We start from the raw sequence: 12065 nt of genomic DNA on the forward strand, positions 1-12065 counted from the left end.
ACGCGAGGATACAAGCAATTTAAGAAAATTTTGTTTTGTTGTTTTTACACATTAACTTAATAAGCATTATCTAATTTATCAGCATGGAGATTTTACACGTCAGCGCGGAATGTTACCCGGTAGCCAAAGTAGGCGGACTAGGTGACGTGGTAGGGGCATTGCCCAAATACCAGCACCAGCTGGGCAGCATCGCCAAAGTGGTACTGCCGGCCTACAGAACAAAATTTTACGATACGCACGAATTTGATGTGGTACATCAGGCCGGCATGTGGCTGGGCCATCAATGGTATCATTTCAATGTATTGAAGGAAAGACACAATGTGCTCGACTTCGACCTTTATTTAGTAGATATCCCGGGTTTGCTCGATACGCCCGGCGTATATGGTTATCCCAACGATACCGAACGTTTCCTGGCTTTTCAGATTGCAGTACTGGACTGGATCAACGAGTGGCAGCACCAGCCGGATGTGATCCATTGCCATGATCATCATACAGGATTGATCCCTTTCCTGATGAGCTGGGGCTACAAATATTCCCGTTTGAAAGAAGTACCTTCTGTGCTCACCATCCACAATGCCCAGTACCAGGGCCAGTTTGGATGGGATAAACTCTACCTCATCCCTTCCTTCGATCTCTGGAAATCAGGATTGCTGGACTGGAACGGCGCCATCAATCCATTGGCTGCCGCTATCAAATGTGCCTGGCGTGTTACTACAGTATCGCCGGGATATATGGAAGAGCTGTATACATCGGCCAATGGCCTCGAGAGCCTGATCAGCAGCGAGCGCGCGAAAACGGTGGGCATCATCAACGGCATCGATGCAGTTGTATGGGACCCCAACACCGACCCCATGATCACTGCCAACTACAACACGAACACGATCGATAACGGCAAGCATGCCAACAAACAGGCCCTCTGCGAGCGTTTCGGGCTGGATACCTCACTGCCGCTGATATCCTTCATCGGCAGGCTGGTAGGCGATAAAGGCGCCGACCTGCTCCCCGAGATCATCAGCCGCAGCCTCCACGAATTGCCCGGCGAAGTAAACTTCCTCGTACTGGGCAGCGGAGAACCGCACATCGAATGGATGTTGCAGCAAACACGCGAGGAAACCGGCTATGGCTTTAACCTGCATATCGGGTATAACGAAGCATTGTCGCACCTGATATATGCCGGCAGCGACTTCCTGCTGATGCCCTCCCGTGTGGAACCCTGTGGCCTCAACCAGCTGTATGCGCTGCGTTATGGCACCGTGCCCATCGTGAGGAGCATTGGCGGCCTGAAAGACACCGTTACCGATTTTGGCGACCCCGGTGGATTTGGAATAAGATTTATTCAACCCTCCGTATGGGACGCGTGTTATTCAGTCAAACGGGCACTGGAACTATTCCACGATGAAAGCAAACTCCAGGAAGTCCGGCACATAGCAATGCAGTTAAACCACTCCTGGGGCAGCTCCGCGCAGCGATACCTGGACGTGTATTCCAGTATGAAATAAGCAGTGAATCAATTCTTTCATCTAAACCAATTCCATTATGTCCAACGCCGTTATGTCCATAATACTCGGGGGAGGTGCAGGCACCCGTTTATATCCCTTGACCCGCCGCCGCTCCAAACCGGCCGTACCACTGGCAGGAAAGTACAGGCTCGTGGATATCCCCATTTCCAACTGTCTTAACGCCGGTCTGAACCGCATCTTCGTGCTCACGCAATTTAACTCCGCCTCGCTGAACAAGCATATCAAAAACACTTATCACTTCAGCAATTTCGATAAGGGCTTTGTAGATATCCTCGCAGCAGAACAAACCCCCGATAACCCCACCTGGTACCAAGGCACCGCCGACGCTGTGCGGCAATGCCTGCATCATATGGAGAACTTCGAATTTGAATATGTGCTCATCCTCTCCGGTGATCAGCTTTACCAGATGGACTTCCACCACTTCATCGATCATCATATAGAAACCGGCGCGGAAATATCCATCGCCACCATACCCGTGAGCGCGAAAGAGGCGTCCGACTTCGGCATCCTGAAAACAGATGCCAGCGGCGCCATCGTATCGTTCACCGAAAAACCATCACAAGACGTACTGCCGCCATGGGCCTCAGAAGTAAGTGAAGAGATGCAGCACGAAGGCCGCATCTACCTGGCCTCTATGGGCATCTATGTTTTCAGCCGGCAGGTGCTGTTCGATATGCTCAACAACGAACCCGAGGCAGCCGACTTCGGCAAGCAACTGATCCCGCACGCCATCGAATCGCACCGCCGCGTATTCAGCTACCAGTACGAAGGCTACTGGACCGATATCGGAAACATCCCTTCGTTCTTTGAAGCCAATATCGGCCTCACAGACGATATTCCGCTGTTCAACCTCTTCGACGAATCCCAGACCATCTATTCCCGCGCACGTATGCTGCCGCCGGCAAAAATTTCCGGGGCCATGGAAAAAACAATGATCGCCGATGGTTGTATTATAATGGCAAGCCGCCTCGAACGCTGCGTAGTAGGCATCCGCACCCGCATCGGGAAAGGCAGCGTGATCACCAACGCCTACATCATGGGAAGCGATTATTACCAAACGCTGGATGAGCTCAACAAAGCCCGGGAGAAAGGATTCCCGCCAATGGGCATTGGCGAGGATTGTATCATCAACAATGCCATCATCGACAAAAACTGTAGCATCGGCAACGGCGTACATATCAACGGAGGCAAACATCTCGAAGATGGCGACTTTGAAAAATATACCGTGAAAGACGGCATTGTTGTTGTGAAAAAAGGCATGGTATTACCTGATGGATTCAACATCTGATAAATAGTATGTTTCCTGCGGCGCCGCCGCAGGAAACATACTATATAAAAATGCAACATGCGCTTAGCTATCGAACGGAAAAGCACAAAGATCTATCCTGACCTCAAAAGGGTAGTGGCCCGCTTCTTCTTCAACGGGGAGGCAAGGGCCAAATCGATCATCCAGCTGGTGGCAGCCATGACCGATGAAGAAGTAGAAGAAACCTTTACGCCCATTCTCCGCGAATTTTCCCGCCGGCACCGCAACATTACCCGCATCTTCGAACGCCACGCTGATAAAGTCAGCCATCTCTTCGCCGCTGTACAAGTGGATTACAGCAATCTCGGACTGAAAAGGAAATTGCTGATCGGCTCTTATTTTACCAACGAATACTCCATTGAGTCCGCCGCCTTCTTCAACCCATCGATGATGGAAGATATTGACCAGAGCGGCCTTGAAGAAGGAGAGAAACGTGTGATCCTCAGCTTCCGCGCCGTAGGTGAAGGGCATGTTTCCTGCATCGCCTTCCGCAGCGGCTTGATCAACAAACGCAACGAGATCAAGCTGGAGGAGGCCGGCAACTACATCGATGAAGCAGAACTGATCCGCAATTCCATCTACCATAAACAAAGCTTCTTCCAGAACGCCGTATCCATCAAGCTGCCCGATTCCGTGATGCAGGAGATACAGAACAGTTTGGGAGATCAGTTTGAATACCTCTCCCTGAAAAAAGTGATCCGCGAAATGCAGCAGCGCTACCAGGTGGATCATCTGCTCAAGAAAGAACTCGAAAGAGTGCTCTGGCTGGCCGATTCCTACTATGAGCTGAATTTCTCTCTGGACACGGACCTGTCGGACCGTATCATCTTTCCCTACTCCGACGCGGAAAGCCGCGGCATTGAAGATGCCCGCTTTGTGAAGTACGTTGGCCAGGATGGCGATATCACCTATTACGCTACCTATACGGCTTACGACGGTATCACCATTCAGCCGAAGTTGTTGCAGACAAAAGACTTTTACTATTTCAAGATCATGCCGCTCTATGGCGAAGGCGCGCAGAACAAAAACCTGGCGCTGTTCCCAAGGCAGATCAATGGCAAGTATGTGATGATCTCCCGGATCGACGGGATCAATTCATACATCATGTATTCAGACAGGATCAATATCTGGGAGAGCCCGCAGATATTGCAAACACCGAAGTATCCCTGGGAATTTGTGCAGGTAGGCAATTGCGGCTCGCCCATTGAAACGCCGGAAGGATGGCTCGTGATCACGCACGGCGTAGGCCCTATGCGCACTTATTGTATCGGGGCCAGTTTGCTCGACCTGCAAGATCCGCGCATCGAGATCGGCCGCCTGCGCGAACCGCTGCTGATGCCCAACAAAGACGAACGTGAAGGTTACGTGCCTAATGTATTATATTCCTGTGGTTCCATCATCCACAACAAAGAGCTGATCATTCCTTATGGTCTTTCCGATTACGCTTCCGGTTTCGCCACTGTCGACCTCGAAAAGCTGCTGGCCAATATCAAGGCCGATGGCGTATGATCAGCGTCTCATCTCTCCATAAATCTTTATATAGTCTTTCACCATCCGCTCCGTGCTGAAATTTGCTGCGGCATGATCATGGCATGCCTGTCGCGATAGCAATGGAATATCGGCTACCCGTGCGGCCGCTTCATGTATATCCCGCACGAGGAAGCCGGTGTGGCGGTCTTTGATCAGCTCCGGCATGGCGCCACGGTTATACGCAATTACCGGGGTGCCGCAAAGCATGGCCTCGGCCACGCTCAGGCCGAAGGCCTCGTTCATCGCGATAGGATGCAGCAGGGCAGCGGCTTTGCCGAGCAGCTCGCCGCGTTGCGGCCCGCCTACTGCGCCCAGGTATATGATCTGCTCTTTGTCGATATACGGCGCTACTGCTTCCTTGAAATAGGCCTCATGATGGATAATACCGGCTATCAGCAAGCGGCGGCCAGTCTGTTGGGCAATGCGGATCGCTTCATGTGTGCCCTTTTCCGGATGGATACGGGCATAGTACAGGAGATAATCATCTGCCAGCAATTGCAGCGGAAAATCGGCCGTGTTCACGCCATTGTACACCGTGGCTGTATAAGTGAGCGCCGGGTGACGATCTGCATTACTGATAGAAACATACTTCACATGGGCATTATACCGCTGGTATACCGGGATGATAACGGAAGAAGAAAAGCCGTGGATAGTAGTGATCATCGGCGTTTTCACCAGCTTCGAGTAGGTGAGGGGCAGAAAATCGAAATGATTGTGGATGATGTCATAATCCGCTGCCTGCTCCATGAGGTAACTGATATGCATACACTCATTTACCTTCGGATCGGCGGAGCGGTCTTCTTCCCAGCCATGGCGGCAGATGGCGGCGAGATGGCCACGGGTAAGAGAATCGGCGGTAGCGAAGAGGGTTACGTCAAAGCCTTGCTGCACGAGGCCTTCGGCCAGGTTAGAGGCCATCTGCTCCCAGGGGCCGTAATGCCGGGGCGGCGTACGCCAGGCCACCGGCGAAAGGATAGCGATCTTCATATCATCGGTTTGTTCAAAACTAAGACTAAAACACCCGTTTATCAACAAATGGATCGGGGAAACAAGAAACTGATTAACTTCGTACATTCAAAAATTTCGATGTATTCGATATTGATCATTCGTAATTAGTTAAATAGATGGAATATATTCCGTATGGAAAGACCGGTTACTTCAATCAGCTGGTCACCGATTTCTTGGCCGAAGATCCGCAGCTCAGACCTTTTTACACCTATTCTCCAATACATCCCGATTTTGCCGCCGCCATCAAAGCCAGGCAATCGTTTAACACGCCCAGGGCGGCCCTGGTAGCGGCGCTGGAGCAACAATACAGTTCGCTGTCGCCGGTAAAGGCCGTGCAGGATAATATCCGCCTGCTGGCCAATGATAATACCTTCACCGCCTGTACGGCCCACCAGCCCAATATCTTCACCGGTTATCTCTATTTTGTTTATAAGATATTACAGACCATCAAGCTGTGTACAACACTGAAAGAACAGTATCCGCAACACAACTTCGTGCCGGTATATTACATGGGCAGTGAAGATGCCGACCTCGACGAGCTGGGAAGCATCTACCTCGAAGGTCGCACGCTCACCTGGGAAACCAGCCAGCATGGCGCAGTAGGCCGCATGCAGCCGGAAGGCCTGCAAAAACTGATCGATGAGATACAACAGTCCGTTGGCTACGCGCCGCATGGCGCCGAACTGATCGAGCTGCTCCGCAAAGCCTACCTCGAACATGCCAATATCCAGGAAGCAACGCTCTTCCTCGTCCATGAACTGTTTGGCCGCTATGGCCTGGTAGTAGTGGTGCCGGACAGCCCCGCTTTAAAACGTTTATACATTCCCGTTATAAAGGACGAATTGTTCCACCAGCGTTCGCAACACCTCGTGAACGATACCCTGCAGCAGATATCCGCTCATTATAAGATACAGGCCAATCCCCGTGAGATCAACCTGTTCTACCTGATGGATGGCATGCGGGAACGTATTGTGCAGGAAGGGGAGCAGTGGAAGGTGCTCAATACCCGCATCACGTTTACCGCCAGCGCGCTGGAAGCCGAGCTGGAAGCGCATCCCGAGCGTTTCAGCCCTAATGTGATCCTGCGTGGCATGTTCCAGGAAACCATCCTGCCGGATATCGCTTTCATCGGCGGCGGCGGCGAAATCGCCTACTGGCTTGAATTAAAAAGTCTCTTCGCTTATTATAAAGTACCCTACCCGGTATTGCTCCTGCGCAACTCTTTCCTGCTGATCGACGAAACCGCGCAGCAACGCATGCACAAGCTGGAACTCGCTCCTGAAGCGCTTTTCAAAAGTACGGAAGACCTGGTGAATGATTTTGTACAAAAGCATACCAACGCTTCGCTGGTATTAAAAGAAGAATATAGCGCAATAGAAAAATTGTTCGACGAGCTGGAGGCCAAAGCCCGCAGCATCGATATCACGCTGGTGGCCACCACCGGCTCCGAGCGCAAGAAAGCGATGAAATCTATCAGCAAGCTGGAACACAAATTCCTGCGCGCCGAGAAGAAAAAGTTTGCGTGGCAGACAGACCAGATCCGTACCCTGAAGGCGAAACTGTTTCCCGCAGGGTCTTTGCAGGAGCGTAAAGAAAACTTCATTCCCTGGTATGCGCAGGAGGGGCCGGCCTTTTTCGACCGGCTGCTGGCGGCGCTGACGCCGGTATCAGATCAGTTTACGATTGTGCTGGCGTAGCGGGTTGCAGGGCCTTGCCCATATCTTTCAGCAGTGAGAAGATCGCTTGCAGCTGATCGTGTACCTGTTTCAGTTCCAGCATCTCATCGCGCACGGGGGTAGCGCCTTTACCCTCGTTGATCTCCTGTTGCCTTTCCTGTACCAGGCTTTCCAGCCGGCCATCCAGTTGCTCAAAAGCCTGTACGGGCGCGGGCAGCTGCGCATTGGCCCTGGTGGCGGGGTCCAGCAGTTGCAGGAGCTGGTCCATATAGTGCAGCAGGAACACGGTGATTTCGTTATACTCCGGCCGTGGGAACTGCACACCGTGATGCATGCTGTAAGCCGCCAGGGCAGCGGTATGCGAGGTGAGGGTATGGTTCAGTACCACAAAGTGGTACACGCGGGAGGCATTCTTTTGTTTGCTCTTCGGCTCCGACAACATACGCTGGAAAGCCGCCATCATATTGGCGGTAGCCACATAAGTATCTTTCCTGGCCAGCTTGAAATCCATAACAGTAACCGGCGTGCCGGCATATACGCCCATCACCTGCGCGAAGTAAAGGCGGTTGGCCTTTAACATTTTCTGCATGTAATCCGGTAGGAAATTATGCTCCCAGCTAGGCCACAGCACCATGTTTGCCACGAAGGCAAGGCCTCCGCCAATGAAGGTGTCGAGCACCCGTTGCGCGGCATTGTACAGGTCAGACGGATGCAGGAAATGCAGCAGGAAGATGATGAACGGCGTTACAAAAAATACGCTCAGCGTATAGCGGAAGCTCATAAAGCTGTAGGCGCCGAGGATACAGAGTAACATGGTTATAAAGATGACCGTGGGATTTTTGGTGAGATACAACAATCCTGCGGCAAACAAAGCGCCTGTAACGGTACCGATTAAACGTTGTATGCTGCGTGAGCGCGTAAGCCCGAAGCCTGGCTTCAGGATCACTACTACGGTCAGCAATATCCAGTATACACGATCGAGATGAAAGCTCATGCCCAGGATGTAACCCGCCGTGGTGGCCAGGCTCACGCGGATAGCATGCCGGAATATCTGCGACTTGAACGTGAGGTTGTCTTTGAAGGTCTCGAAATCATATTTCTGCCGCGTTGTAAATTTCGATAGTTCCAGCTTGGGATCGATGGAAGCGTCTTTCAGTCTTTCCAGGCGTGTAAGGCGGTGCAGGTTATAGATACGCTGCGCCATGTCCTGCAGGTTTTGCAGGATGTTGGTGAGCGGTATGGTCAGCGTTCTTTCCTTGAGGGTAGGGTATTGCAGTGTAATATCCGCGATAGCTTTCTTCACTTTCTCCATCTCATATTTGAGATTGGCGCGTGGCAGGGAACGTTGTCCGGCCGCTACCGCCAGACCTATCACCTTCAGCTCTTCTGCAAATTCCAGTATCAGCTGGTGGAATTTCTCCAATATATCTCTCTCCCTGAAATCCTCCTGTAAGGCATGATAATCTGTTTGCGATGCCATAATTTGTTCCTGCAAATCCACCATATCCAGGAAGATGAGCACCATACTTTTGTTGATGCTGGTAGTGCCTTGCTGGTCGGAACGGCGCTTCAGCAGCAGTTCCCGCACGTTCTCCTGTTTCTCGTTCACGATCACCTGCTGTGCCAGCACCGCTTTATAGTTGTCGGTGATATTGATACCAGGTATATAGAAATTGGCGCGCAGTTCCAGGTAGCGCGCTGTTTGCTGGATACAATCACCGAGGGCCTGCTGTACATTGAGGTAAGGCCTGATTTGCCAAAGTAGGAGCGCCAGCATGGCGTACCAGATGCTGCCCAGCAATACCATGAAAGCATGCAGCAGCGTGGTTTGCGGCGTTTGCAGCGATTCTCCCAGCATCGACACCATCACTAACAGGCATCCCGTGCCAATGTTGCCGCCACGGTTACCATATACGAGCATCATCGCAAATACAAAGCAGCAACCGAGTATCCAGCCCGTCATCAGGATGGGGAAGCGCATGAGCAAACCCGTGCCCAGCGCGGTGAGGAAGATGAGGATAGTGCTGATGACAAGGCCGTTCCGTTTATGGATGATAGTGCCCGGCACATCGCTGAGGGCGGTACACAATGCGCCCATCGACATGGCGATGCCCAGCCCTAATTGCCCCATCGCGGCGAATACCAGTGATGGTATCACTACGCTGATAGTGGTACGCAGGCCATTACTGAAATGATAACTATAAAGGAAACGCTTGATATCGTTGATCAACTGTTCTGTACGCAAACTTATCTGGGTTTAGGAGCTGCAAAGGTAGCTATTAGCGCACAGCAAAAAAAGCGAGGTCTTATTTGCATGATAGTATAAATACTTGCGGAGGCTACCGAGCTATCGCCCCTACGGGGCTGATCGTTATGTAGATTGTATTTTAATCGGTACCGCCCCTACGGGGCGGCATATTGGTAGATGCGATGCGGGCTACCAATATATCGCCCCGTAGGGGCGAAAGCCCGGTAGATAAAACGTAGGATACGCTGCATTCAGCTCCGTAGGGGCTGACGCCCGGGCCTACCGGGCGTCAGCCCGGGTATTAACGGGCGTAACCCACGCATTAATACGTGATGTACAACCTGCGTATCAAATTACGATCTACGCCATCATTTATTATCCCGCAATTTGCTAAAACGCCAGCTGAAGCCGATCGAATAAGAGTTACCGCGTATCAGTGCCGTAGCGGTCCGGTGAAAAGAGGCATCCCTCGTATCCGTGACCACGCTGCGGTTGGCCTGGAATGGTTGATTGGCGGACAGCGTCAGCGATGCCTTGTTCTTCAGCAGTTCTTTTCTCACAGAAAACCCGTAGCCGATATAACTACCGCTGGAGCCTTGCAGGTTCACGGTGCCGGAATTATAGTTGGCATTGATATCCGCGCGGAGGCCATGGCCGAAGTTATAATCTGTGCTCAGATAGGCGCTCACTGTAAAGCCGCTGTTGTCAATCGGCTGTGTGCCGTTACTTTTCATTCGGGCATAGGCGCCGCGGATATTGCCGCCCAGGTTCCAATTGCTGTTAAGCGGAATACGGCTGTTGACATTAAGCCCTGCATTCACTACGGCGCCGATGTTATCGTAGGTGGTGTAGGTAATGGTTTTGATGCTGTCGAGGCGTGTGATAGCCTGTATCTGGTCGTTGCTGAAACTACCGTCCAGGCCCAGGCTGAGGAATGTTTTCTTGAGCATGGCGTTGTAGTAGAGCCCGAAAGCATTGGTGAAAGAGGGTTTCAGGTCAGGGTTGCCATAGGTGATGTTACGCGGGTCGTTGTCATTTACGTAGGGGTTGAGGCTCCCGATATCGGGCCGCTCAACGCGACGGCTATACGAAAATGAGAGGGAGTTAAAGCCTTTCATGTTGTAATACATGCTGAGCGTGGGTATCAGGTTGGTGAACCGGGATTGAATGGAGGTTTTATTGGAGATGAAATCGCCTGTGAGGTTAGAGGACTCCATGCGCAAACCGCCTTGCACGCTGCATTTTTCGCCGATCTTGATGCGATAGGTCGTGTAAACTGCAAATACTTCCTGTCGGTATTTGAAGATATTGGCGCGGGCGGGGTTCTCTTCATAGATGCTATCCGGGTTGCGTACCAGCTGGTGGTAATCGTTATCGGCTTCATTGAAATTATACCGGATGCCGGCTTCCAGGCGTTGCCCCTTGCGCAGCGGCAGCGAATAGTCAGCCTGCGCAATGCCGCTTTTGTTGTTATAGTGACTATTATTCAGGTAGAAGCTGTCCCTCCCCGGGGTGTTATGCTGCTGATTATCGGTGCCGCTGAAACTGTTGCCATTATTGGTGCTGATGAAGGCGGACAGTTCATGTCCTTCTTTGTTAAACTTTTTGATATATGATAGCGAAAAGTCATAGCCATCGTTATGACTGTTGGTAATGCTGCTGTAGTGGCCTGTTTGGCTCAAGGCGCCGCTGCTGTCGAACAGCTGGTTGAACTGTGGCGCGATGTTGCGGTTGGCGCTCTTGTTGAAACTGCCGGTAAGCGTGACGGTGCTGGTGCTGTCGATATCATAGCTGAGTTCCAGGCTGCCGAAATAGTTTTTGTCGCGGTTGGAGGTAGAGGTTTCCTGTTGCAGGATATTTTTGTTGCCTGGTATCAGGCTTTCCTGGCTGGAGCTGTTGCCGATGCGGTTATAGGAGAAGTTGCCTGCGCCGAATGCGCCCAGTCCCCATTTGCCGGTTTTGGCATTGAAGGAGCCATTCAGGTTGGTGGAGCCGAGGGTATTGTAGGAGGCGGAGAGGCCGCCATTGTAACCGATGATCCGCTTTTGTGTGATGATATTGATAATGCCGCCAACGCCTTCCGCTTCATATTTAGCGGATGGCTCGGTGATGATCTCGATCCTTTTGATGAGATTGGCGGGAAAGGCTGCCAGGGCTTCTTTCGGGTTGCGCGTGACGATAGAGGTAGGCCGGCCATTGAGCAGCACTTTGTAATTGGTTTGTCCTTTCAGGCGGATGGTGCCGTCCGGACTTACAGTTACCATCGGCACTTTGCGCATGATCTCTGCGGCGGAGGCGTTGTCTTTGTCTACGTCATTCTCCACATTATAAACGAGGGTGCCGTCTTTCATTTCTATCAGGGGGCGCTGGCCGGTAACGGTTACGCCGCCGAGCTGGCGGTAGGCCTGGCTCAGGTAGCTCACGCCCAGGCGCTTTACGAGATGCATGGAATCAATATGGAAGGTGTCGATCAGGCGGGGCGCATAGCCCAGCATGGTGATGCCTACCTGGTAGGAGCCATAGCCGATATCGCTGAAACTGAAGCTGCCGTTATTGTCGGCCAGTACGTGTGCAATGGTTTTGCGGTCTTGTGCCTGCATCAGCACAATGGTGGCGTATTCTACGGGTTTCCGGGTAAGGCTGTCTACCACCTGGCCCACCACCATGGTCCGCTGTTGCGCTCTAGTGGCGAAGGCACTCAGGCAGAAAAGCAGGATAATAATGCTTTTATGCATGATCGATCGTTGGCATTTTTGAGGGACTTAGCTATTTAGCTA

At 52.0% G+C, this 12065-nt stretch carries 7 protein-coding genes; 4 read left to right on the plus strand and 3 right to left on the minus strand.

Features of this window, described 5'->3' with window-relative positions:
* Window positions 1-83: 83 nt before the first annotated feature.
* Genes FPG75_RS07300 through FPG75_RS07310 form a run of 3 tightly spaced genes read left to right on the plus strand, consistent with a single transcriptional unit; the run spans window position 84 to window position 4335 of the window.
* A complete protein-coding gene (locus FPG75_RS07300; protein WP_143306107.1) occupies window positions 84-1499 on the plus strand; it encodes a glycogen synthase in 1416 nt (471 codons plus the stop codon).
* 37 nt (window positions 1500-1536) lie between these two features.
* Window positions 1537-2808, plus strand: coding sequence for a glucose-1-phosphate adenylyltransferase (locus tag FPG75_RS07305; RefSeq protein WP_143306108.1), 1272 nt, complete (start codon window positions 1537-1539; stop codon window positions 2806-2808).
* 57 nt (window positions 2809-2865) lie between these two features.
* A complete protein-coding gene (locus tag FPG75_RS07310; RefSeq protein ID WP_143306109.1) occupies window positions 2866-4335 on the plus strand; it encodes a glycoside hydrolase family 130 protein in 1470 nt (489 codons plus the stop codon).
* On the opposite strand, the gene FPG75_RS07315 is transcribed toward FPG75_RS07310, so the two are convergent.
* On the minus strand, window positions 4336-5343 hold the full coding sequence (locus tag FPG75_RS07315) for a glycosyltransferase family 4 protein (RefSeq protein ID WP_143306110.1): 1008 nt from the start codon (window positions 5341-5343) through the stop codon (window positions 4336-4338).
* 137 nt (window positions 5344-5480) lie between these two features.
* On the opposite strand from FPG75_RS07315, the gene bshC reads away from it, so the two are divergent.
* A complete protein-coding gene (bshC, locus tag FPG75_RS07320) occupies window positions 5481-7061 on the plus strand; it encodes a bacillithiol biosynthesis cysteine-adding enzyme BshC (protein ID WP_143306111.1) in 1581 nt (526 codons plus the stop codon).
* On the opposite strand, the gene FPG75_RS07325 is transcribed toward bshC, so the two are convergent.
* Together FPG75_RS07325 and FPG75_RS07330 are read right to left on the minus strand one after the other, a co-directional pair.
* On the minus strand, window positions 7042-9285 hold the full coding sequence (locus FPG75_RS07325) for an FUSC family protein (RefSeq protein ID WP_143306112.1): 2244 nt from the start codon (window positions 9283-9285) through the stop codon (window positions 7042-7044). The genes bshC and FPG75_RS07325 overlap by 20 nt on opposite strands.
* Before the next feature lie 371 nt (window positions 9286-9656).
* Window positions 9657-12023, minus strand: a complete 2367-nt coding sequence (locus FPG75_RS07330) for a TonB-dependent receptor domain-containing protein (RefSeq protein ID WP_143306113.1) — start codon at window positions 12021-12023, stop codon at window positions 9657-9659.
* Window positions 12024-12065: the final 42 nt, after the last annotated feature.

The organism is Chitinophaga vietnamensis (genome assembly GCF_902167635.1).
In the GTDB taxonomy this organism is placed as follows: Bacteria; Bacteroidota; Bacteroidia; order Chitinophagales; family Chitinophagaceae; genus Chitinophaga; species Chitinophaga vietnamensis.

Excerpts from the sequence above, each read along its gene's own strand:
- bshC (WP_143306111.1), top strand. The coding sequence starts at position 5,481 with ATGGAATATATTCCGTATGGAAAGACCGGTTACTTCAATCAGCTGGTC.
- FPG75_RS07330 (WP_143306113.1), bottom strand. The coding sequence starts at position 12,023 with ATGCATAAAAGCATTATTATCCTGCTTTTCTGCCTGAGTGCCTTCGCC.
- FPG75_RS07300 (WP_143306107.1), top strand. The coding sequence starts at position 84 with ATGGAGATTTTACACGTCAGCGCGGAATGTTACCCGGTAGCCAAAGTA.
- FPG75_RS07310 (WP_143306109.1), top strand. The coding sequence starts at position 2,866 with ATGCGCTTAGCTATCGAACGGAAAAGCACAAAGATCTATCCTGACCTC.
- FPG75_RS07305 (WP_143306108.1), top strand. The coding sequence starts at position 1,537 with ATGTCCAACGCCGTTATGTCCATAATACTCGGGGGAGGTGCAGGCACC.
- FPG75_RS07315 (WP_143306110.1), bottom strand. The coding sequence starts at position 5,343 with ATGAAGATCGCTATCCTTTCGCCGGTGGCCTGGCGTACGCCGCCCCGG.